This window comes from Pseudomonas sp. MDV22-iso1, assembly GCF_058145095.1.
In genome coordinates this window covers 34,448-55,296 of sequence record NZ_JBYVMF010000009.1, presented here as the reverse complement: position 1 = coordinate 55,296, position 20,849 = coordinate 34,448, and the positions used below count along the sequence as shown (strand labels likewise).

Genomic DNA, 20,849 nt, shown 5'->3' with positions numbered 1-20,849 from the left:
CAATGAGCAGTACCCCAAGCTCCAATGGCCTCGAACAGGGGCTCAAACCGCGTCATGTGACCATGCTGTCGATCGCCGGGGTTATCGGCGCCGGGCTGTTTGTCGGTTCCGGCCACGCCATTGCTGCCGCCGGCCCTGCCGTGCTTCTGGCCTACGCCGCCGCCGGTACCTTGGTGGTGCTGGTGATGCGCATGCTCGGTGAGATGGCTGTTGCTTCGCCAGACACGGGCTCCTTCTCTACGTATGCCGATCGCGCGATCGGTCACTGGGCCGGTTTCACTATCGGCTGGCTGTACTGGTGGTTCTGGGTGTTGGTGATTCCGCTGGAAGCGAACGCTGCCGCGACGATCCTGCATGCCTGGTTCCCGAATGTGGCGATCTGGGCGTTTACGCTGGTCATCACCCTGCTGCTGACAGTGACTAACCTGTTCAGCGTGAAAAATTACGGTGAATTCGAATTCTGGTTTGCCCTGGTTAAAGTCTTGGCAATCATCGGTTTCATTGCCCTTGGTGTTGCGGCGATTTTTGGCTTTTTGCCGAATAGCCAGGTCAGCGGCGTTTCACACCTGTTCGACACTCAGGGCTTCCTGCCGAATGGCATGGGTGCGGTGCTGGGCGCGATTCTGACAACGATGTTCTCCTTCATGGGTACCGAGATCGTGACCATTGCGGCCGCGGAATCGAAGAACCCGGGTCAACAGATTTCCAAGGCCACCAATTCGGTGATCTGGCGGATCGGTTTGTTCTATCTCGTATCGATCTTCATCGTCGTGGCCCTGGTGCCTTGGAATGACCCGGTGCTGGCAGCGGTAGGTTCGTACCAGACAGTGCTTGAGCGCATGGGCATCCCGAATGCCAAGCTGATCGTCGACATCGTGGTTCTGGTTGCGGTAACCAGCTGCCTGAATTCGGCGCTGTACACCGCCTCGCGCATGATGTTCTCGTTGGGTAAACGTGGTGATGCACCGGCCATTTCCCAGCGCACCAACAAAAGTGGCACGCCGTATTGGGCCGTTATCCTGTCCACGGCAGCGGCTTTCCTGGCGGTGTTCGCCAACTACGTGGCCCCGGCTGCCGTGTTCGAATTCCTGCTGGCCAGCTCCGGCGCCATCGCACTGCTGGTTTACCTGGTGATCGCCTTTTCGCAACTGCGCATGCGCAAGCAGCGTATGGCTCGCGGCGAGAAAATTGCCTTCAGCATGTGGCTGTTTCCGGGCCTGACTTACGCGGTGATCATCTTCATCGTGGTGGCCCTCACCATCATGCCGTTCCAGGAAGCGCATCGCGTAGAGATTCTCGCCACCGGTTTCCTGAGCCTGTTGGTGGTAGCGGCCGGTTTGTTTGTGTCTCGCCGTCGCAAGCTGCAGAAACATGGCGCTGTGGTGTTGACCTGATTCGCGCCGCGTAACCTAAAACGGCCGCTGTCAGTGATGACAAGCGGCCGTTTTTGTTTGTGGCTGTTGTAAGAGCTGATCAGGGATGAACCCAATCCTCTACGCGTAGCCCTGGCACCCTTTCGAATTCCCGCAGATTGTTAGTGACGACAATGAACCCGCGTGAACGCGCATGGCCGGCAATCATGTGGTCGTAAGGCCCGATAGGTGTTCCAGCCTTCGCTAGCTCTGAGCGGATCATTCCAGTATGTGCAGCAGCCTCATTGTCGAAAGGCAAAATCTCAAGGCGAGCGGCCAAACCCTCAACTACTGCGAGGTTTTTTTCGGGAGCTGCTGATTTTTCGGCACCGTAGATCAATTCCATCAGCGTGACCGCACTGATACACAGCTGCCCATTATGGCGATTGAAGGCTTCTCTAACGATCTGGGGTTTGTTCTTGATGGTGAAGATGCAAATGTTGGTATCAAGCATGTATTTGATCATCAGAACGACTCGCGCTCCTGGTCGGTGGGTTCGTCGCGATCAGTCATAAAGTCTGCACTGGTGTTATCTCCGTCGAACCAGCTGTCCCAGGTCTCGTCGGCAGGGGTAATGATTCGAGCCCGGCCGATGGCGACTACGTTGACTCGTTTTACGTCGCTGGGCATCGCAACGGCTTTGGGAAGACGAACAGCCTGGCTTCGATTGCTCATGAAGAGCGTTGTTTGTTCCATTCCGGCCTCCTTGGATCTGCGGGTATATAGAGCCCAAGAATAGTTTTCTATTGGGATATGTCAACGGGATATACGTCGCCGCTGACAGGAGGTAACTGGTTTAATTGCCTCTCACAAAAACGGCCGCTGTCAGTGATGACGAGCGGCCGTTTTTGATTTTTAAAAAGGGTGAATTACTCGCCCTTTTCTTCCTCTGCATCCAGCGACTTGCGATAGCTGTCCAGTGCTGTGCCGAAGTCTGTGATGAACTGCGGGTCCGTCAGCCAGGCCTGGGCGGCATCGTGGTCCATGCCGTCAGCCCACATGCGATAGTCGATCAGCATGTCGGCGGCCAGGTGGGTGGCAGCCATGGCTTCGTTGTCGGCGTTTTCCATGTCGAGCAGGTCGGGATGGTCGGTGATGATGCCGGCGAGGTCGGTCAGCAGGGCCAGCAGCATGTCGTTGCGGCTGACGGCTTCTGCGTCGCGCATTTTGCTGAACATGGCCAGGGTGTATTCCGGGATCGGCTCGCCCGGTTCGTCCAGGTCATTGTCCAGGTCGTCGTCCAGCGCGGCGGGTTTTCGTCCGTGGATATTGATTTGCTTGGCTTTGATCTTGGCGCGCTTGGCGCGTTTTTGTTGCTTGTTCAGGGAGGCCATGGGAACTCAGTTCGGTGTCTGTGGGTTTTGGGCCGCGATGGCTTCGGATGCCGCCACGTAGTCAATCTGGAAATCCGGGGATTCGATCCACGCCAAGGCACCGGCTTCGTCCACTTCGGTGGACCATTGGCGATACTCGATCAGCGCAGCGATGATGAAGTCTGTAGCGGTTTCTTCGCCTTCCTGCTCCAGCACCAGCGCGAGCAACGGGTGTTCCAGGAACACGGTGCACATGGCTTGCTGGCTGATCTTCTGGGCGTCGATCATTTCTTTGAACAGTTCGGTCAGGTCTACCGATTCGAAGTCGATTCTATCGTCATTCGGATCCAGTTCGACCGGCGCGACCGCCCGTTGGGTGCGGTTCTGCTTGGCCTTGGCTTTGGCGCGGGTGGCGCGTTTTTGCTGCTTGTTGGCGGAGGCCATGGGCGTCGTTCCGTATTTCGTTGAAGGGGCGCATTGGTCAGTGGCGGGGCACTAGCCGTCCCGGAGTGTCAGCGGCCAGTTCGCCGATTTGCAGCCAGGACAATGCAATGGGCCATAGTGTGGCTTGGTATGCGCTGCGAAAAAAGGCGAAATGTCCGACTTCTGTCTGGCCGATGTCTTCGGGGGCGATTCGCAGGTGGGTGTTTGTGCTTTGGGTGAAGTAGCCCAGCAGTCGTTCGATAGCCGGGATCGTGCCATAGGGATCGTCGGTGATGCTGATGGCCAGTGTTTTTGCAGTGACGCGGCCAAAGGCCCTTACGTGGCTGTCCTGGCCGCTGGGGCGCTTCTCGTAACGAGCGGTGGGCGTGCTCCAGTCGCGGACGACGCCGGCCGGCGTGTCTTCCAGCCAGCCAAGCCGTTTTCCGGGGAAATATCCGCACAGCATTGTCACTAACGGCATGACCAGGTGCCACTTGCCGAACATCCGCCAGCGATGAGCGGGCGCGTAGTCGCGCCAGTAGGCGAATTGCGCGCCGACGGTCACCAGGCGTCGAATGAGATGCCCAGACGCTCCCAGGCCCGCTGCACAGCCTCCAAAGCTGTGGGCGACGACGTCGATGGGCTGGCCGGGGAAATCGCGCTGAGCGCGCTTGAGCATCGCCTCAAAGTCCAGGGCGCCCCAGTCGGACCATGACGCCTTCAGTCCTTTCAGCGAATCAGGTCGTGATTCACCAATGCCGCGATAATCGAAGGTCATGACGTCGAAGCCATGGGCGCAAAGGTAGTCGGCGAAGCGCGAATAATGGCGGCAGCGGACAGAGGTAGCGGCATTGATGATGACGACCGGGCGCTTTGCGTCAGGGATAGCATGCCGCCAGATGAATCCGCCGAGGATAAAGCCATCTTCGGCGGGCTCCTTGAACGGCTTTGCCGCAGTGGGAGTTCGCTCGATTTGGGTGGAGGCCGGGGGCATGTCCTGCTGCAGATTCATCGGTATCGGACCTTGGCGAGAAGCAACCAACGATAGTCTTCGCGCAGCGGATGGACAATCCGTCAGCTATTCGGTGGTTGAAGATGAAGCAACCGCTCCTCAAGCAAAGCGCGCTCGCGGTCCAGTTCGGCTCGAAGTTCTTCTTCGCTTGGCAGCACTAGCCTGTACTTAGTGGCGAACAGGTGGTCGTTGCCTTCCAATACCGAATAACGCACCACGGACTCGTCTTTTTGCGCGCAAAGGATGATGCCGACAGTCGGGCCATCCTCCGGGCCGCGTCTGAGGTCATCGTACATGCGTACATACATGTCCATCTGCCCGACGTCCTGGTGTGTCAGTTCTCCGCGTTTCAAATCAAAGATCACAAAGCATTTAAGCAAGTAGTTGTAGAACACCAGATCGATATAGAAATCTTTGCTGTCGGTGCTGATGCGTTGTTGGCGAGCGATGAAGGCAAAACCTTTTCCGAGCTCCAGCAGAAACGATTGCAGTTGGTTGATCAGCGCTTGCTCGAGCTCGCTTTCCATCACCAGGCCTGCATCAGGCAGGCCGAGGAACTCCAATACCACTGGATCCCTGATGAAGTCTCGAGGACTGGTGTTCAACTGCTGGATGTTCGAGGCGGCTTCCTGCATGACGGCAGGGCGATCCCTGCTCGCCAACAAGCGTTCGTAGTAGAGCGTATTGATCTGGCGTTCCAATGCTCGCGATGACCAGTTTTGTACGGCGGACTCTTTCATGTACCAGTGTCGGGCGGGTTCACTGTCGACCCTCAAGAGTCTGCGGTAGTGCGTCCAGCTCAATTCGAGACGCAGTGCGTCTCGAATTGGAAAGGCCTGGTAAAAAAGCCGCATTTTCCGCAAGTTTGTCTCATCAAAGCCCTTCCCGAACTCTGCCGTCAGCACCTTTGCCAGCGATGCCAGTAGGTGTTTGCCATAGGCGGCTCGTTGAGCGCCGCCTTGCTCGAACTCGACAATATGCCGCCCGATCTGCCAGCAGGTTTGTACCTGAACCGTGTCAACCGTTCGCAGGACCTTCTGGCGTGCCTCCCGAATCACTTCGCCGAGATTGCTCAGGAGGGAGGTTACATTTGGGTCTTGAATCATGTCCTGACGGGGCGCTTTCATGGATTCTTCCGAGGCTGATGAGCGGGCGTAAAAGAATCGCAGGGCAGGAGCAGAGACCGATGCCGGGCGCGGCTGGTAAATGTGAACGAAGGGACTGAGGGGGTTGCAGGATCGATCCGACGACTTGGCACAGTTTCGGAATTCGACTTGTAGTCCAATTCGCAGTGAGCCCAAGCACTAATCATTCTAAAACTTGAACGTTTAGCGACAAATCAAACAAGGGTAATGATTGAGCTCTACGGAGCTCGGGAGTTGCCATCATGAAACACGGATACTCATTGATTCTTGTGCTCGTCTGCCTATCGATGTTCCCGGTGGCGCTGCAGGCTGCCAGCCTGGAACCGGTCGACAGCTCAGGTGTGCAAGTTCAGCGGCAGGACCAGAATGGCGTTGCCTATCTGTCTGGCGGTATTGGCGAGGACGAGGCGAAGGCGATCCAGCAAGCCACTGGCTACAACCTGCACATGACATTTTCTATCGGCGTGGAGAACAAGTACGTTCCGGATGTTGATGTGGTCATTCATAACGCTCAGGGGCAAACCGTGTTGACCCTGACGCAGGCCGGTCCGCTGGTTTATGTCCAGCTGCCACCTGGCAAGTACACGGTGGCTGCGACGAGAAATGGTGAAGAGCGACGTGACACCACAGATGTTGGCAGCGGTGCTGCGCGCAACCTGGTTTTTCACTGGAATGACGGTGAGTAGGGAGCGTCATCGAGGCGAAGTGCGCTGACGGGATTAAGGCTCGGGCGGCCAAGCGTACGCTCGCGCCACCCAAGCTGACGCCATCGCCAGTCATAACGACGCCAATGAATCGATGATCGCGACGCGTAAAGGGTTGGTTTCCATGCTCAGAAGTTTGATGGCCAAGGCGCAACAGACCACGATCAGCATGGGTTTGATTAACCGCGGTCCGACATGGACAGCCGCTCGTGCACCCAACTGAGCACCGATGAACGCCGCCAACGCCATGGCTATAGCAATCGGCCAGACAATCACACCTTTGGTGATGAAAACAGACAGAGACCCCAGATTGCACGAGGCGTTGGCGAGTTTGGTAAAGCTCATGGCTCGCATCATGCCCAAGCCGCAGAGCAGGACAAATCCGACGATAAAGAAAGAGCCGACGCCGGGGCCGAATATGCCGTCGTAAAAACCCAGGATTGGCGCCACGGTGAATGAAAAAATCAGGATGCTTACTCTTTTGCGTCGATCTTGATCGGCCAGTTTGGGAGAGAGTGCAAAATAAATGGCCACCAGAATCAGCATGATCGGCACGCAAACTTCCAGAAAGCGCTTATCAACGTAACTGACCAGCAGCGCACCGCCGGCACCGCCCAAAAATCCGCAAATAACCAGATAACGGCCTTCGCGCCATTCGATCATTCCTTTGCGAGCAAAGGTTGCAGTTGCTGAAACAGTTGCCGAGGCGGCCTGAAATTTGTTCGTTGCGATCGCGCTGATCGGGTCCAGACCGGCCAGAACCAATGCGGGCAACGTAATCAGGCCGCCGCCACCTGCGATCGCGTCGAAAAAACCTGCGCAAAATGCGACGAGCGCCAATATGCCAATGACATCCCAAGACATCCGATTCCCTCTATGTAGTTATTGGCCCAGTGCTCACGCGACGGGTCGTTCAAGCGGATGAATAAATCAGCCCTGCAAGAGCAACGGGTCCTCTGACAGAACGATTGGGGAAGAAAATTTTGAAAGACCGAAGAGGCGTACCAGGACTCGTCGGTTGTCTCTGATGACATCGCGGCAGTGCAGGGTCCGGGTGTTATTGATGACCATGGCTGATTCCTGGGTCAGTGTGTATTCGCAGGGAGCTGCTTCGCTCACGCCTTGGCAGAGGGCGCTGTAAGCCGCTTTTACAAAAGGCGAGGCGGTGTCATTGACCGAAAAACGGTAGGCGTAAAAGCGCGCTGCGAAGCCAGCCTTGTCGTCGAACTCCAAAATCGAAACGTTGTGACCGTCCTCCCCTTTGCCACTGACAAAGGAGTCGCTACGAGTGAAATGGAAGTTGCCGGAGGTCAGTGCAAGGCAGTGGGTGAAGCCGATTTTTTCGAGTATGGAAGTCAGTGGAATGACTCGCGTAGGTTCCTCGGCGGGATTCCACAAGGCTGAGAGTATGAGTGAGGAGGGGGAGGGCGAATGTCCGTCTTTTGCATTCACGGCGCACCAGTAAGGCGCCTCGGTATGAGGGCCCAGGGCGAGGCCGGAATGCGAACTCAGTTCTTTGGTTTCCGGCTCGGCATTGATTTTTGTGAGTCCGCCGCCCTTGAAGTTGGCCACCAATCGAACCAGCTGTCCTTCATTGTCCATGTCGTAGGCGAAGGCGCTGTTATCGACCAGTTTCAACAAGATCTGATTACGGGCAGCCATGCAAAGGACGTCGTGATTATTCTTCAGGCATGTCAGGTCCGGCAGTTCATTTGGAGGACTGACAGAAGTGATTTTTTGCAGACCTTCAAAGATCAGAACGCACACCAGTCCATCGGAGTAGGCGTCCAGCAGTTCGCATTGATCCTTGGAAAACGAACGCTTTAATTCAGTGGCCGCCAGTGCCGCTTTGAATCGGGCTCCTTGAGCCTGCGGCCCGCCGAGGGCGGCCAGTTCCTCGGCGCAGGTGTGAAGCGCTGTAGATTGCTGCCTATCAAAATTGAACGTTCTGATTTCTTGTTCGGTAAAAAATCCAGCGGCTTCGACGTCTGGACTGATGGCGTCAGTCATTGTTTACATCCCTGTCGTGTATCTGCTCCCGGTTATGCGGTAGCTCCTCTCCCGATTCTGCCCAATCCGCAAATCAGTGTATGTCGTCCATTTCCCGTAAAGCAGACGGAGCGCTCCTACAGATCCGTGACGGAGGCTATGTCTGGTTTAACGCCTCGATGGAGGCTGAAACAGCGTCTTGCCAAATCCCAGGCATAAAAAAACCCTGAATCTTGCGATTCAGGGTTTTCGGTATTTGGTGCCCAGAGACGGAATCGAACCGCCGACACGGGGATTTTCAATCCCCTGCTCTACCGACTGAGCTATCTGGGCAACGGGGCGCATTAAACTGGTTTTTCAGGGGGGCGTCAAGCAAGTTTTCAAAAAATATTTAATTATTACCGTCGCTTACGTACCGACCCCCGAGAAAACGGGATTATTCAGCCGGCGGAACGTAGCCGTCAGCCTTGGCGTATTCCTCGCCGGAGAAGTACTTGTCCATCTCGCCCTGAAGATATTTGCGGTCTTCGGCGTTCATCATGTTCAGGCGTTTTTCATTGATCAGCAGGGTCTGATGTTTCTGCCAGTCCGCCCAGGCCTTCGCCGAGACGTGGTCAAAAATGTCCTGGCCTTTAGCGCCCGGGAACGGAGCGCGCTCCAGGGCGGGCAATTCTTCTTTGTACTTGCGGCACATGATGGTGCGGGTCATGACGACTCTCCTGCGTTCAATACGGCGGCCGCGCGTTCGAGCAAGGTTTTGACCGGGGCGGCAAGGCCCAGGCGCGGCGGGGTGGCGAGGTTATACCAGAGCCAGTCGGCCTCGGCCACGTGATGGCCGGCCTCCTGGACCTGAACCAGCCAGGGTTCGATGGACAACTGAAAGTGGCTGAACGTGTGAACAAGGCTTGGCAAGGCTTGCTGAGTGCCCAGTTCCAGCGAGTGCTGGGCCGCCAGATGCTGCAGGTCGTCGAGGTCGTCGAGTTCCGGCAGGCTCCAGAGTCCGCCCCACAAGCCCGTGGAAGGGCGACGGTAAAGCAGGATCGCGCCTTCGCCGTTGGCGAGCATCGGCATCAGCGTACGCTTCTGGGGCACGGCTTTACGCGGTTTGGGGATCGGGTAGCGGGTTTCCAGGCCAAGCATGTGCGCTTCACAGCTTTTTTCCAGCGGGCACAGAAGGCAGCTCGGTTTGCTGCGAGTGCATAACGTGGCACCCAGATCCATCATCGCCTGGGTGTAGGCGTTGACCCGATCATGCGGTGTGAAGCGCTCAGCGTTCGCCCACAGCTGTTTGGCGACCTTCGGCTCGCCTGGATAGCCCTCTTGTGCAGTAAAGCGCGCCAGGACCCGTTTGACGTTGCCATCAAGGATCGGCGCCCGCAGGCCCATGCTCAGGCTGGCAATGGCCCCGGCTGTGGATAATCCGATACCTGGCAGCTCCACCAGTTTCTCAACGTCGCGCGGAAACTCGCCGCCGTATTCCGCCACGACGATCTTTGCGGTCTTCTGCAAATTGCGCGCGCGGGTGTAGTAACCAAGGCCTGTCCACAAGTGCAGCACTTCGTCTTCCGGCGCAGAGGCCAAGGCTTCGACCGTTGGCAGCGACGCCATGAAGCGATCGAAGTAGTTCAGCACGGTGCTGACCTGGGTCTGCTGCAGCATGATCTCCGAGACCCACACCCGATACGGGGTGATGCTCTGTTGCCAAGGCAAATCGTGGCGACCGTGGCGGTCGTACCAGTCCAGTACTGCCGATGAAAATTGCTCGGATCTCATCGCTTGAACAAACCCTTCAGTGCATTTTTCAATTCAGGACTGACCTTGTCGCCAAGCTTCTCGTCGATTTTTTCGCTGAGTTTGTCGCCCGCCAGCTTGCTCGCGACCTGGCCCATGCGCTCATTGTCCAGGCGGCAGGCTTTGGCGCCGAGTTCCAGCGGGCCGCGGCAGCGCAGTGGCCACTCGATGCCGACAAACTTCTCGCCGACCTGGCAAGCCGGGTCCGGCATGTCACTCTTGTCGCCTTCGACGATGATGCCGACGCGATAATCCATCCCCAGCACTCGCAGGTCGACGTCGCCGTCACCGTTGATGGTCATGCCCGGGATGCGCACTTTCAGGTCAGGGTTGCTGGCCACGCCGTTACGGAAGGTCAGGTTGCCCTTGAGTTCCTGGAATGGCGTGTCCTTGCCTCGTGGTTCGCCGCTGAGGGTTTTGCGGTTGAGGGTGGCAATGCCCTTGCACAGTTGCTGTTCGAGGTTGGCGTTGAGCAGCACGCCGTTGTTGATCACGAAACTGGCGTTGCCGTTGAGGCTGTCGATCAGCGCTTTCTGGCTATTGCCGCTGCCTGTCAGGTTGCTGTTGAGTGTGACCAGACCTTTGACCGGTGGATTCTTGCCCTGGCTTTCGAGGATTTTCTCAACCGGGACTTTGTTGAGCTGCGTCTGCATGTTCAGCGCCGGCACCTGTTGGCGCACGTCGAGGGTACCTTTGGCCTCGAAGCTGCCGTCGTACAGGTCGCCTCGCAGGTTTTCCAGGGTCAGCAGGCCGCCTTGGCCAGTGGCCTTGAGCGCGGCATTCTGGATGGGCAGTTTGTCGAGTGTCAGCTGGCCGAAGGTCAGGTCGGCGTCGACGTCGAGTTTGCTCAGGCGCTCGACCGGCAGCAGGCGATCGGAGCTCCATGCGGTTTTGGTCGGCGCATCTGGCAGCGGAGTGCTACCCGCGCCCGCCATGGCATTGGCTTCGGTGCTGGCCACCTCGGCCTGACGCACTTGAGTCGCGCTGTTGGCTTCAGCCGATTTCGGCTTCAGGTATCGGTCGACGTTGAAGGTGTCAGCCTTCAGCACGGCACGCAGCGACTGCTTGGCGAAATCCTCGACCGCAATGCGACCGTTGAAGCTGCTGTCATCGATTTTCAGATTGATGTTGTCGAACGAAACGCTGCTCGGCGTACCGGCAAGGCGGGTGACCAGTTCGACTTTGCTCAGACTGCCTTCAGCCATGGCTGGAAGGGTTTGGCCAATGCTGTCGATGAATTTCGCCAGGTCGAACTGGGCGATCGACAGGGCGCCGTTGATTTGCGGCGTCTTGTCGAGGTCGTTGACCTTGAGTTCGCCCAGCGCACGCAGTTGGTTGGCAGAAATCTTGATGCCGGTCCATTCGGCGACGTTCGCAGCTTTATCCAGCAGAAGCTGGCCCTGGGCGGCGAAAGTCATCGTCTTGCCTTGCAGCGGATCACCCGCCACTTCGCCGGAGAGTTTCATGTCTTCGAATTTGTAGCGTTGCAGCGCGCGTTCGAAGCGCAGCTCGCCATTGAGCTCGGTGCGCACACGCAAGACCGGCTGGTTGGTGCCCAGGAACGCCGTCAGTTTGACCGGGATATTGGTCGAGTCGTGCACGGCGCCGGTGCTCAGCTGGATGCTTTCCGCGCTGAATTGCTTGCCGGTTTTTTCGTCGTTGTATTCAACGCGGGCGTTATTGACGGTCAGGCTGTCGATATCCAGGCGGATCGGCTGGGCCGGTTTCTCGACCTGGACTGTGGTGTCTGGCGCCGGTTCGCCCGGGGTGACGGGTGCAGTCGTCGAATTGGCCGCTACCGGCACCTTGCCGATATCTTCCCAGTTGCCGTGGCCGTCCTTGTCGCGGTTCAAGCGCAAGTTCAAGCCTTCGACGCGCACATCGCTCATCTGTACTTCACGGCGCAGCAGCGGCAACACGCGAACGGACAGGCCGAGCATCTGCAGGTCAGCGAACGGTTCGGTGGGTTTGGCCAGGGTCGCAACACTGGCTTCGTGCAGTTCCAGGCCTAGCCAGGGGAACAGGCTCCAGCCGATATCGCCATTGAGCGTCAGCTCGATATGGGCCTTGTCGCGGGCAATCTGGCGAATCTCTTCTTTATAGTCGTTGGGATCAAAGAGGTGGGTCAGGGCAAAACCCAAGGCCACAATGATCAGCAACAGCCCGAGAAGTACCAGACCCAGGATTTTGCCGAACGCTTTCATGGGCGAGTCCTTGTAGTTAGTCGAATTCGAAATTTAGCCGGGGAGTATAGCGCTCCCAAACGGATGACCGGTCAGCGATCACCTCACCCGTCAGTCCAGCGGTAATTTGAGCTTGGCTGCCAGCGCCTGAGCCCGTTCATTGGCACGAAAACGAACGGCATGGCGGCGCCAATGATTTCGTTACGGTATTGGCCTGTGGCAGCCTTCACGGGGTCGAGATCAGACGGCTTGCCGAAAGGTGATATCAGTATGATTTTTCTGCTACACACAAATGGTAACCTTTGCCCGTTCGCTCGTCCTTCTGCGACTTGATGTCGCATCAAATGGAGCTTCATTCAAAAAACGGTCATGCCTGCGTGCATTAAGGCTGAGAGTGAGGAGTGGCTGGCGAACCATACTAATAATTGGGGGATACACAATGACCACGAGCATCACGGCTGACGGCATTGCCGACCAGCCTGCGTTCCTGTCCAAGGAGCGCATCATCGCCAAGCCGGGTTTCAACCGCTGGCTGGTACCACCGGCCGCGCTGGCCATCCACCTTTGCATTGGCATGGCCTACGGCTTTTCGGTGTTCTGGCTGCCGCTTTCCAAAGCCCTGGGCGTGACCGCTCCGGTGGCTTGCGCGCCGGACATGAGCTTCATTTCGCAAGTCTTCTCGTCCCAATGCGACTGGCCGATCTCGATGCTCGGCTGGATCTACACCCTGTTCTTCATCTTTCTGGGTTGCTCTGCGGCGATCTGGGGCGGCTGGCTGGAACATGCCGGTCCACGCAAGGCTGGCGTTGTCTCGGCGCTGTGCTGGTGCGGTGGTCTGCTGATTTCGGCGTTGGGTATTTATACCCATCAGATCTGGCTGATGTGGGTGGGCTCCGGCGTCATTGGCGGTATCGGCCTCGGCCTGGGCTACATCTCACCGGTTTCGACCCTGATCAAATGGTTTCCGGACAAGCGCGGCATGGCGACCGGCATGGCGATCATGGGTTTCGGCGGTGGCGCGATGGTGGGGGCTCCGCTGGCGGCGGCTCTGATGGGTCATTTCGGTTCGCCAACCGGCGTTGGCGTATGGCAGAGCTTCCTGGTGATGGCTGCGATTTACTTCGTGTTCATGATCGGCGGCGCATTGTCTTATCGCGTTCCGCCAACCGGGTGGAAGCCTGAAGGCTGGACGGCGCCGGCGAAAAAAGCGTCGAACTCGATGATCACGCACCGTCACGTTCACGTGAACGTGGCGTGGAAAACCCCGCAATTTTGCCTGGTGTGGCTGGTGCTGTGCCTGAACGTATCGGCGGGTATCGGCATCCTGGGCATGGCGTCGCCGCTGTTGCAGGAGGTTTTTGGCGGCAAACTGATCGGTGTTGACCTGCCATTTGGTCAACTGGACGCCGGTCAACTGGCCTCCATCGCCGCCATTGCTGCCGGCTTTACCGGTTTGCTGAGCCTGTTCAACATCGGCGGGCGCTTCTTCTGGGCCTCGTTCTCCGACTATCTGGGTCGCAAAAACACGTACTTCGTGTTCTTTGCACTGGGTTTTGCCCTGTACGCGCTTATCCCGAACCTTGGTCACCTGGGTAACGTTGCGCTGTTCGTGGCGGCGTTCTGCATCATTCTGTCGATGTACGGCGGTGGTTTCGCGACGGTGCCGGCTTACCTGGCGGATCTGTTTGGTACGCAAATGGTCGGCGCGATTCACGGTCGGCTGCTGACTGCATGGGCAGCGGCTGGCGTTCTGGGGCCGGTATTGGTGAATTACCTGCGTGAGTATCAGCTGAGCATCGGCGTAGAACGCGCCGCGGCATATGACATCACGCTTTATATCCTTGCGGGCCTGCTGGTGCTGGGTTTCCTCTGCAACCTGCTGGTACGGCCGGTGGCTGACAAATACTTCATGACTGACGCAGAGCTGGCCGCCGAACAGGCGCTGGGTCACGACAAAGGTGCTGACAGCAGCACCGTGCTGGAGTGGAAAGCGGCGCCGGGCAGCAAGCCTCTGGCGATCACGGCGTGGCTGGCGGTGGGTATTCCGTTGGCGTGGGGTGTCTGGGTGACGCTGCAGAAGACGGCAGTGCTGTTTCATTAAGTAATCGCAGTACCCCTGTAGGAGTGAGCCTGCTCGCGATAGCGGTCTGACAGTCGACAGAAATGTCGAATGTGAGGGGCCCATCGCGAGCAGGCTCACTCCTGCAATTGTTTTGGAGTCTCCAAAATGAGTTGTATGGACATGTCTATCCCCGACAGCACGGGGTTCTATCCGTCAGTGATATCACCTCTCATGTTTCTGTTTCCCGCCCGCGCCCCTATAATGGCTGCCTTTTTCGCCCAATGATTTTGCGGAGCTGGTGATGGCCGAACGTAAGGCGTCAGTCGAGCGCGACACTCTGGAAACCCAGATCAAAGCCTCGATCAACCTGGATGGCACCGGAAAGGCCCGATTTGATATCGGTGTTCCTTTTCTTGAGCACATGCTGGACCAGATCGCCCGTCACGGGCTGATCGACCTGGATATTGTCAGCAAGGGCGACCTGCATATCGACGACCACCACACCGTGGAAGACGTCGGTATCACCCTGGGTCAGGCCTTCGCCAAAGCCATCGGCGACAAGAAAGGCATCCGTCGCTACGGCCACGCCTATGTGCCGCTCGATGAAGCGCTGTCGCGTGTCGTGATCGACTTTTCCGGTCGTCCTGGCTTGCAGATGCATGTTCCCTACACCCGCGCCACCGTCGGCGGCTTCGACGTTGACCTGTTCCAGGAATTCTTCCAGGGCTTCGTCAACCATGCGCTCGTCAGCCTCCACATCGACAACCTGCGTGGCACCAACACCCACCACCAGATCGAAACCGTGTTCAAGGCTTTCGGCCGCGCGCTGCGCATGGCTGTAGAGCTCGATGACCGCATGGCCGGCCAGATGCCGTCGACCAAAGGCGTTCTGTAATGCAGACGGTCGCGGTTATCGATTACGGCATGGGCAACCTGCACTCGGTGGCCAAGGCCCTCGAGCACGTCGGTGCCGGCAAGGTCCTGATTACCAGTGATGCCAACGTCATTCGCGAAGCCGACCGGGTGGTTTTCCCCGGCGTCGGCGCGATTCGCGATTGCATGGCTGAGATCCGTCGCCTGGGCTTTGACTCGCTGGTGCGTGAAGTCAGCCAGGATCGCCCGTTCCTTGGCATCTGCGTCGGCATGCAAGCCTTGCTCGACAGCAGTGAAGAGAACGACGGCGTCGACTGCATCGGTTTGTTTGCGGGCGAAGTAAAGTTCTTCGGCAAAGGCCTGCATGAAGACGGCGAGCACCTGAAAGTCCCGCACATGGGCTGGAACGAAGTGAAGCAGACGGTGACGCACCCGCTGTGGCACAACATTCCGGACCTCGCGCGTTTTTACTTCGTGCACAGCTACTACATCGCTGCCGCCAACGCGCGCCAGGTGGTGGGTGGCGGTCACTACGGTGTCGATTTCGCCGCAGCGCTGGCCGAGGGCTCGCGTTTCGCCGTGCAGTTTCACCCGGAGAAGAGCCATACCCATGGCCTGCAATTGCTGCAGAACTTCGCCGCGTGGGATGGTCGCTGGTAAATGGCTGCCAAAAAGAAGCCGCCGATCCTGACCCTCACTCCCGAGCAGGAGAACGAGGCCAATCAGAAGATCAAACGCTTCATGGAGGATCGCTTCGAACTCGACCTGGGTTCGTTCGAAGCGGCCGAAATCCTTGAGCTGTTTACCCGTGAAATTGCTCCGCATTATTACAACAGGGCGATTTTCGATGTGCAGACGCACCTCAAAGAGAGGTTTGAAAGCATCGAAAGCGACTTGTGGGCGCTCGAGAAAAACTGATTTCCGAGCGAAGCTGAATACTCGAATTTGAAGGTTTGCCAGATGCTGATTATTCCCGCTATCGATCTCAAAGACGGTGCCTGTGTTCGTCTGCGCCAGGGCCGCATGGAAGATTCCACAGTGTTCTCCGATGACCCGGTGAGCATGGCTGCCAAGTGGGTGGAGGGCGGTTGCCGTCGTCTGCATCTGGTCGATCTGAACGGCGCTTTCGAAGGCCAGCCGGTCAATGGTGAAGTCGTCACTGCCATCGCCAAGCGTTACCCGAACCTGCCGATCCAGATTGGCGGCGGTATCCGCTCCCTGGAAACCATCGAGCACTACGTGAAAGCCGGCGTGAGCTACGTGATCATCGGCACCAAAGCCGTCAAAGATCCGGCCTTCGTCGCTGAAGCCTGCCGCGCGTTTCCGGGCAAGGTGATCGTCGGTCTGGATGCCAAAGATGGCTTCGTTGCCACCGACGGCTGGGCTGAAATCAGCACCGTTCAAGTGATCGATCTGGCCAAGCAATTTGAAGCCGACGGCGTGTCCGCGATCGTTTATACCGACATCGCCAAAGACGGCATGATGCAGGGCTGCAACGTTCCGTTTACCGCTGCACTGGCCGCTGCCACGAAGATCCCGGTGATCGCCTCCGGCGGCATCCACAACCTGGGTGACATCAAGTCGCTGCTCGACGCCAGAGCGCCAGGCATCATCGGCGCGATCACCGGCCGGGCGATCTACGAAGGCACCCTCGACGTCGCTGAAGCGCAAGCTTTCTGCGATTCGTACAAAGGCTGAGGACTGACCATGGCGCTGGCCAAACGCATCATCCCTTGCCTGGACGTGGACAACGGTCGGGTCGTCAAGGGTGTGAAGTTCGAAAACATCCGCGACGCCGGCGATCCGGTGGAAATCGCTCGTCGCTACGACGAGCAGGGTGCTGACGAGATTACCTTTCTTGACATCACCGCCAGCGTCGATGGCCGCGATACCACGCTGCATACCGTCGAGCGCATGGCCAGCCAGGTGTTCATTCCGCTGACCGTCGGCGGTGGCGTTCGCACCGTGCAGGACATTCGTAACCTGCTCAACGCGGGCGCGGACAAGGTGTCGATCAACACCGCCGCCGTGTTCAATCCGGAATTTGTCGGCGAAGCGGCGCAGCATTTCGGTTCGCAATGCATCGTCGTCGCCATCGACGCCAAGAAGGTTTCCGGGCCGGGTGAAACGCCTCGCTGGGAAATCTTCACCCACGGCGGTCGCAAGCCGACAGGCCTGGATGCGGTGGAGTGGGCGAAGAAGATGGAAAGCCTGGGTGCCGGTGAAATCCTGCTGACCAGCATGGATCAGGACGGCATGAAAAACGGTTTCGATCTGGGCGTCACTCGCGCAATCAGCGATGCCTTGGGTATCCCGGTGATTGCCTCTGGCGGCGTCGGCAACCTGCAGCACTTGGCCGACGGCATCATCGAAGGCCACGCCAGTGCAGTGTTGGCAGCGAGTATTTTCCACTTCGGTGAATACACCGTGCAGGAAGCCAAAGCCTACATGGCCCATCGCGGAATCGTGATGCGCTGAACAATCCGATACAGGCCAGTGGACATCATGGCGGGCTCAGGGCACTCTTGGGAACGCCATGGATTTCGGTAGCCAGACATGCTTAAACGCCTTCTACTTGCCCTTGCCAGCGCTTCTTTATTGCTCATCAATGGAGCACAGGCTGCAGAAAACCCCGCCGCCGATCTGGTGTTGCTGACGGAAAATTTCCCGCCCTACAACATGGCGAGGAACGGCAAGAATTTCGCTCAAGACGAAAACATCAATGGCATTGCCGTGGACATCGTCCGCGAGATGTTCAAACGCGCCAACATCACTTACAGCCTTACGCTGCGTTTCCCTTGGGAGCGGATCTACAAGATCGCCCTCGAGAAACCCGGTTATGGCGTGTTCGTGATGGCGCGGTTGCCGGATCGTGAAAAGCTCTTCAAGTGGGTCGGTCCGATCGGCCCGGACGACTGGATCATGCTGGCCAAGGCCGACAGCAAGATCAACCTGGAAAGTCTGGATGATGCGCGCAAGTACAGGATCGGCGCGTACAAGGGCGATGCGATTGCCGAGACATTAGCCAAGCAAGGGTTGAAGCCGATTGTCGTGCTGCGGGATCAGGACAACGCGAAGAAACTCACAAGCGGTCAGATCGATTTGTGGGCCACAGGTGACCCTGCCGGGCGTTATCTGGCGCGCCAGGATGGCGTGATCGGGCTCAAGACGGTGTTGCGTTTCAACAGCGCGGAGTTGTATCTGGCACTGAACAAAGAAGTGCCAGATGAGACCGTCGCCAAGTTGCAAGCCGCGCTCGATCAGTTACGCAAGGAAGGCGTGGTGGACGAGATCATGGCGCGGTATCTCTAGCAGCTATCTTACTGGGCTTGCGGCGGAACCCGCGGTGGCGGGTTCAAATACACGGCGCTCGTGAACACATTGTTCAATGTTGCCACCGTCAGGCTTTGTTGCGCGGAGTCAACACCAATAATGCAAAGTGCGTGCACTCCATTTGATGGACCTATTTCAGTATTGATATGCGCTTCTTCAGTACTAATGGCTGCGCTGTAGTTGTGAGGCACCTTGCATTCTTTGGCGTCACGGACTGCTTTAAAGCGATAGAACGGCGCATCTAACGAGAACCTGAAATCCCATGTTGGCAGTCCAAGCTGCCCGGCTGTGTTACGCGATCTATCAACGTATGTCTTGAGTTTCCATGGCTCAGTAACGGTCAATTCGACAGGCTTCAAGGTACAGGCCGGTCCATTGCTGGTGAATACACCGTCAATAAAGCATGCGGCCAGAAAGTTGGCTGGGTAGCTGTAGTTGAAACGGGCGGCCTTGCAGGATGAGGAGTCCTCGCAACCTTCGGGCTCTGGTATTGCGCGCGAGTCAGCGATCTTACTGACGATGCCGGTGATTTCATTTGTTCGACGGTTGAGCATCGGACTGCCGGAGTTGCCGGCATGAAGGTCGCATCGGTTTCGCATTGCCAGAGGGAATACCCCAGGGTGATCGATGAATGTACCTGCAGTTTGTTCGTCGCAAGCGCTCAATCGAAGCCCGCTTTCGCTAAAGCCTTGTGGCGCGCCAACGTTAAGTGAGTCGTGGCTCTCATTGATTTGGTGGGATGCCAGGTTAAGCGGGTTGATGCCGGCCTGAATTAACGAGGCCAGGGTGGCGTCTACTTCAAGTACGGCAAGATCAGTTCCGGAGAGACTGGTCCATCGGGCGGTCCGAACTGAAAATTGGCTGTGCCGCTCGGGCGTGTCATAAAAGTATTTGAAAGTGACCGTCGCTTCCATCGGCAGATTGATCCGTGCCGAACCGTACTGGAACAGTACGCAATGTCCGCTGGTGAGCAGATAGCCAGGTCCGGTGGCCTTACCTTGCCTGTTTCGCGTATTTAGCAGGACGGCACTACAGGATTCTCCCGATTGCAGGGTCAATTGCCCGATGCCACTCCAGATTTCGTAAAGGCGTCCGCTGTTTTGCAATGCTCTCGAATCTGAGCCATTAACAGCACCCTCTCCGAGGTCGCGCGCTTGCACGGAAGCAGTGCCTATCAAGCTGATCATGACTGACAGGTAAAGATACTTAAGGTATTTCACGTCCATTCCTTGGTTATGAAATTGAGGTACCCACTATTCGGGCATCACTGTGATTCTCCGTGGCGCAAATGTTGTCGCCTTGTTCCGGCGGAAACTCGGCCACATACAGGCTATCGAGATCGCAGTAATTGATAGGTGACGCTACTTGAGTGCCGTCTTCACGAAAGAGCCTGTAAACACTTTTCAGACGATAAACCACGATCAGCTTGCGCTTTGGTGCGATAGCGACGACTTCCACCGGTGTCACGCGGCTCCAACCGTCGGATGATTTCTCGGTATGAGTAAAGCTTTTTTCCAGTCTCGCCGAAAACTGGATTGAAGCGGTCCACAAGTGATTTACGGTGCTCACGTGTGCCAAATGAATCAAGGGCCATTCGGTTTCGGTTCTGATACTGGTGATGCCGGTAAACTCAGACAGCATTTCAGCGCTTTGGACCTTGGACGCAGACCACTGGAAGGTTTTGCTGATAGCGCCAGTGTTGTGGCCGTACCCCAGAAACTCATACTGGTCAGATCTTTCCAGGCGGTAAAACGCTGATGTCCGCAATTGCTCCACAGCATTCAGGTCAGGGTCTATAACGGTGAACCATGGAAGGTAGGCAATCTTCGTGACTGTGGTTGCCTCATCGGCGGCAGGGGGCTCATAGCCTGTAAGAACAGGCGCAACGATCGAAGAACGGGTCCGCGTGGCGATTTTCATGCGTAGTGAGTAAGCGACGTCGCCTGTCGGTCTTGTATGGTTGTTGATGCCAACAAACGTGCCGGGTGAAAAGCAGATTTCTCCAGCAGGCGCACTTGGAGGGGAGGTGCTCCAGGCTGAAAAGTTTTTCTTGGCGCCACTCCCGCGGTCGTCCCAGATCATGCGGTTAGCGGGCGAAGCGATCACCAGGTCCGCGCGCACGCAACGGACGGTATTGCGCAACGGCTTGTCGCGGCCGTTGGAGCAAACCATGCCCAGCGCCACATAACCGTCCGGGGGTATCGGGCGCCAGATAGTGATGTCAGCTTTGGCTCCGGAACCTGAATCTTTCCAGACTTGTTCGAAGTCGATAGGGACGCCGAGGGCTTTGCCTTTCGAGGTGTCTCCATTCTCCGGAAAGCCTTCGCAGACAACTGCCACGATATTGCTCTCATTTATGTTCTCGAAGCCAGGCGAAACGACGTCCCCCAGCGGGAAATATCCAGGCAACAAATCTGCGGAAGGTAAAGGGCGCCAAAAGCTCCCTTTTTTCGAACCAGAGCCCGCGCTATCCCAGATCCGGTTGAATTGCGTCGTGAAGTTGATCAGCAGATTGTCAACCTGGATCGATGCCAAAGGCCTCGCGGCCGGTGCGGCTGTTTCATTGGTGGGCATGATGGTTCCTGATAGTTTGACAGGCGACTTGGGCG

At 57.4% G+C, this 20,849-nt stretch carries 22 protein-coding genes and 1 tRNA gene; 9 read left to right on the top strand and 14 right to left on the bottom strand.

Annotation, left to right across the window (positions count from 1 at the left end; all coding sequences use genetic code 11):
- Window positions 1-2 precede the first annotated feature (2 nt).
- The gene (gene gabP, locus AC3ZVB_RS12605) at window positions 3-1,394 is read left to right on the top strand and encodes a GABA permease (protein WP_490146676.1); all 1,392 of its coding nucleotides are present in this window, start codon (window positions 3-5) and stop codon (window positions 1,392-1,394) included.
- 79 nt (window positions 1,395-1,473) lie between these two features.
- Here the strand turns inward: gabP and vapC are convergent, their stop codons facing one another.
- The 6 genes from vapC to AC3ZVB_RS12575 all read right to left on the bottom strand — a co-directional run bounded on the left by vapC (window position 1,474) and on the right by AC3ZVB_RS12575 (window position 5,287).
- On the bottom strand, window positions 1,474-1,878 hold the full coding sequence (gene vapC / locus AC3ZVB_RS12600; RefSeq protein ID WP_194691760.1) for a type II toxin-antitoxin system tRNA(fMet)-specific endonuclease VapC: 405 nt from the start codon (window positions 1,876-1,878) through the stop codon (window positions 1,474-1,476).
- Window positions 1,878-2,108, bottom strand: coding sequence for a type II toxin-antitoxin system VapB family antitoxin (gene vapB, locus AC3ZVB_RS12595; protein WP_194691759.1), 231 nt, complete (start codon window positions 2,106-2,108; stop codon window positions 1,878-1,880). Before vapB ends, vapC begins: the two co-directional genes overlap by 1 nt.
- A 173-nt stretch (window positions 2,109-2,281) precedes the next feature.
- Entirely contained in the window at window positions 2,282-2,746 is a 465-nt protein-coding gene (locus AC3ZVB_RS12590; protein ID WP_194691758.1) for a hypothetical protein, read from the bottom strand.
- Between the two features lie 6 nt (window positions 2,747-2,752).
- Complete coding sequence (locus AC3ZVB_RS12585; RefSeq protein ID WP_162436984.1) at window positions 2,753-3,169, bottom strand: hypothetical protein; 417 nt, start codon at window positions 3,167-3,169, stop codon at window positions 2,753-2,755.
- 37 nt (window positions 3,170-3,206) lie between these two features.
- Window positions 3,207-4,160, bottom strand: coding sequence for an alpha/beta hydrolase family protein (locus tag AC3ZVB_RS12580; RefSeq protein WP_490146675.1), 954 nt, complete (start codon window positions 4,158-4,160; stop codon window positions 3,207-3,209).
- Window positions 4,161-4,222: 62 nt separating this feature from the next.
- A complete protein-coding gene (locus AC3ZVB_RS12575) occupies window positions 4,223-5,287 on the bottom strand; it encodes a PDDEXK nuclease domain-containing protein (protein ID WP_490146674.1) in 1,065 nt (354 codons plus the stop codon).
- 260 nt (window positions 5,288-5,547) lie between these two features.
- On the opposite strand from AC3ZVB_RS12575, the gene AC3ZVB_RS12570 reads away from it, so the two are divergent.
- The gene (locus AC3ZVB_RS12570; protein ID WP_162436982.1) at window positions 5,548-5,991 is read left to right on the top strand and encodes a carboxypeptidase regulatory-like domain-containing protein; all 444 of its coding nucleotides are present in this window, start codon (window positions 5,548-5,550) and stop codon (window positions 5,989-5,991) included.
- Between the two features lie 90 nt (window positions 5,992-6,081).
- On the opposite strand, the gene AC3ZVB_RS12565 is transcribed toward AC3ZVB_RS12570, so the two are convergent.
- From AC3ZVB_RS12565 to AC3ZVB_RS12540, 6 genes are all read right to left on the bottom strand, one after another.
- A complete protein-coding gene (locus AC3ZVB_RS12565) occupies window positions 6,082-6,873 on the bottom strand; it encodes a TSUP family transporter (protein WP_490146673.1) in 792 nt (263 codons plus the stop codon).
- 66 nt (window positions 6,874-6,939) lie between these two features.
- Window positions 6,940-8,019 (bottom strand): hypothetical protein, encoded by a 1,080-nt coding sequence (locus AC3ZVB_RS12560; protein ID WP_490146672.1) that lies wholly within the window; start codon window positions 8,017-8,019, stop codon window positions 6,940-6,942.
- Window positions 8,020-8,255: 236 nt separating this feature from the next.
- A tRNA-Phe gene (locus AC3ZVB_RS12555) sits at window positions 8,256-8,331 on the bottom strand.
- Window positions 8,332-8,434: 103 nt separating this feature from the next.
- Window positions 8,435-8,707, bottom strand: coding sequence for an oxidative damage protection protein (locus AC3ZVB_RS12550; RefSeq protein WP_010464608.1), 273 nt, complete (start codon window positions 8,705-8,707; stop codon window positions 8,435-8,437).
- Window positions 8,704-9,771, bottom strand: coding sequence for an A/G-specific adenine glycosylase (mutY, locus tag AC3ZVB_RS12545; protein ID WP_490146671.1), 1,068 nt, complete (start codon window positions 9,769-9,771; stop codon window positions 8,704-8,706). Before mutY ends, AC3ZVB_RS12550 begins: the two co-directional genes overlap by 4 nt.
- Window positions 9,768-11,993 carry an AsmA family protein gene (locus AC3ZVB_RS12540; protein WP_490146670.1) on the bottom strand — a complete coding sequence of 742 codons (2,226 nt, stop codon included), beginning with the start codon at window positions 11,991-11,993 and terminating at the stop codon, window positions 9,768-9,770. Before AC3ZVB_RS12540 ends, mutY begins: the two co-directional genes overlap by 4 nt.
- A gap of 418 nt (window positions 11,994-12,411) precedes the next feature.
- Here AC3ZVB_RS12540 and AC3ZVB_RS12535 point away from each other — a divergent pair, with 418 nt between their 5' ends.
- From AC3ZVB_RS12535 to AC3ZVB_RS12505, 7 genes are all read left to right on the top strand, one after another.
- Window positions 12,412-14,073 (top strand): OFA family MFS transporter, encoded by a 1,662-nt coding sequence (locus AC3ZVB_RS12535; RefSeq protein WP_490146669.1) that lies wholly within the window; start codon window positions 12,412-12,414, stop codon window positions 14,071-14,073.
- 262 nt (window positions 14,074-14,335) lie between these two features.
- The gene (hisB, locus tag AC3ZVB_RS12530) at window positions 14,336-14,929 is read left to right on the top strand and encodes an imidazoleglycerol-phosphate dehydratase HisB (protein WP_003218037.1); all 594 of its coding nucleotides are present in this window, start codon (window positions 14,336-14,338) and stop codon (window positions 14,927-14,929) included.
- Entirely contained in the window at window positions 14,929-15,567 is a 639-nt protein-coding gene (gene hisH, locus AC3ZVB_RS12525; RefSeq protein WP_162436976.1) for an imidazole glycerol phosphate synthase subunit HisH, read from the top strand. Before hisB ends, hisH begins: the two co-directional genes overlap by 1 nt.
- On the top strand, window positions 15,568-15,825 hold the full coding sequence (locus AC3ZVB_RS12520; protein ID WP_157711279.1) for a DUF2164 domain-containing protein: 258 nt from the start codon (window positions 15,568-15,570) through the stop codon (window positions 15,823-15,825).
- 42 nt (window positions 15,826-15,867) lie between these two features.
- Window positions 15,868-16,605, top strand: coding sequence for a 1-(5-phosphoribosyl)-5-[(5-phosphoribosylamino)methylideneamino]imidazole-4-carboxamide isomerase (gene hisA / locus AC3ZVB_RS12515; protein ID WP_162436975.1), 738 nt, complete (start codon window positions 15,868-15,870; stop codon window positions 16,603-16,605).
- Between the two features lie 9 nt (window positions 16,606-16,614).
- Window positions 16,615-17,385, top strand: a complete 771-nt coding sequence (gene hisF / locus AC3ZVB_RS12510) for an imidazole glycerol phosphate synthase subunit HisF (protein WP_108230810.1) — start codon at window positions 16,615-16,617, stop codon at window positions 17,383-17,385.
- 78 nt (window positions 17,386-17,463) lie between these two features.
- Complete coding sequence (locus AC3ZVB_RS12505) at window positions 17,464-18,219, top strand: substrate-binding periplasmic protein (protein WP_162436974.1); 756 nt, start codon at window positions 17,464-17,466, stop codon at window positions 18,217-18,219.
- Window positions 18,220-18,227: 8 nt separating this feature from the next.
- Here the strand turns inward: AC3ZVB_RS12505 and AC3ZVB_RS12500 are convergent, their stop codons facing one another.
- Window positions 18,228-19,460, bottom strand: coding sequence for a trypsin-like serine peptidase (locus tag AC3ZVB_RS12500; protein ID WP_490146668.1), 1,233 nt, complete (start codon window positions 19,458-19,460; stop codon window positions 18,228-18,230).
- Window positions 19,461-19,473: 13 nt separating this feature from the next.
- Complete coding sequence (locus AC3ZVB_RS12495) at window positions 19,474-20,814, bottom strand: Vps62-related protein (protein ID WP_490146667.1); 1,341 nt, start codon at window positions 20,812-20,814, stop codon at window positions 19,474-19,476.
- Between the last annotated feature and the right edge of the window lie 35 nt (window positions 20,815-20,849).

Excerpts from the sequence above, each read along its gene's own strand:
- AC3ZVB_RS12585 (WP_162436984.1), bottom strand. The coding sequence starts at position 3,169 with ATGGCCTCCGCCAACAAGCAGCAAAAACGCGCCACCCGCGCCAAAGCC.
- hisA (WP_162436975.1), top strand. The coding sequence starts at position 15,868 with ATGCTGATTATTCCCGCTATCGATCTCAAAGACGGTGCCTGTGTTCGT.
- hisF (WP_108230810.1), top strand. The coding sequence starts at position 16,615 with ATGGCGCTGGCCAAACGCATCATCCCTTGCCTGGACGTGGACAACGGT.
- AC3ZVB_RS12575 (WP_490146674.1), bottom strand. The coding sequence starts at position 5,287 with ATGAAAGCGCCCCGTCAGGACATGATTCAAGACCCAAATGTAACCTCC.
- AC3ZVB_RS12505 (WP_162436974.1), top strand. The coding sequence starts at position 17,464 with ATGCTTAAACGCCTTCTACTTGCCCTTGCCAGCGCTTCTTTATTGCTC.
- AC3ZVB_RS12495 (WP_490146667.1), bottom strand. The coding sequence starts at position 20,814 with ATGCCCACCAATGAAACAGCCGCACCGGCCGCGAGGCCTTTGGCATCG.
- AC3ZVB_RS12565 (WP_490146673.1), bottom strand. The coding sequence starts at position 6,873 with ATGTCTTGGGATGTCATTGGCATATTGGCGCTCGTCGCATTTTGCGCA.
- AC3ZVB_RS12540 (WP_490146670.1), bottom strand. The coding sequence starts at position 11,993 with ATGAAAGCGTTCGGCAAAATCCTGGGTCTGGTACTTCTCGGGCTGTTG.
- AC3ZVB_RS12535 (WP_490146669.1), top strand. The coding sequence starts at position 12,412 with ATGACCACGAGCATCACGGCTGACGGCATTGCCGACCAGCCTGCGTTC.
- gabP (WP_490146676.1), top strand. The coding sequence starts at position 3 with ATGAGCAGTACCCCAAGCTCCAATGGCCTCGAACAGGGGCTCAAACCG.
- hisB (WP_003218037.1), top strand. The coding sequence starts at position 14,336 with ATGGCCGAACGTAAGGCGTCAGTCGAGCGCGACACTCTGGAAACCCAG.
- AC3ZVB_RS12570 (WP_162436982.1), top strand. The coding sequence starts at position 5,548 with ATGAAACACGGATACTCATTGATTCTTGTGCTCGTCTGCCTATCGATG.
- AC3ZVB_RS12550 (WP_010464608.1), bottom strand. The coding sequence starts at position 8,707 with ATGACCCGCACCATCATGTGCCGCAAGTACAAAGAAGAATTGCCCGCC.
- AC3ZVB_RS12520 (WP_157711279.1), top strand. The coding sequence starts at position 15,568 with ATGGCTGCCAAAAAGAAGCCGCCGATCCTGACCCTCACTCCCGAGCAG.
- mutY (WP_490146671.1), bottom strand. The coding sequence starts at position 9,771 with ATGAGATCCGAGCAATTTTCATCGGCAGTACTGGACTGGTACGACCGC.
- AC3ZVB_RS12590 (WP_194691758.1), bottom strand. The coding sequence starts at position 2,746 with ATGGCCTCCCTGAACAAGCAACAAAAACGCGCCAAGCGCGCCAAGATC.
- hisH (WP_162436976.1), top strand. The coding sequence starts at position 14,929 with ATGCAGACGGTCGCGGTTATCGATTACGGCATGGGCAACCTGCACTCG.
- vapC (WP_194691760.1), bottom strand. The coding sequence starts at position 1,878 with ATGATCAAATACATGCTTGATACCAACATTTGCATCTTCACCATCAAG.
- vapB (WP_194691759.1), bottom strand. The coding sequence starts at position 2,108 with ATGGAACAAACAACGCTCTTCATGAGCAATCGAAGCCAGGCTGTTCGT.
- AC3ZVB_RS12560 (WP_490146672.1), bottom strand. The coding sequence starts at position 8,019 with ATGACTGACGCCATCAGTCCAGACGTCGAAGCCGCTGGATTTTTTACC.
- AC3ZVB_RS12580 (WP_490146675.1), bottom strand. The coding sequence starts at position 4,160 with ATGAATCTGCAGCAGGACATGCCCCCGGCCTCCACCCAAATCGAGCGA.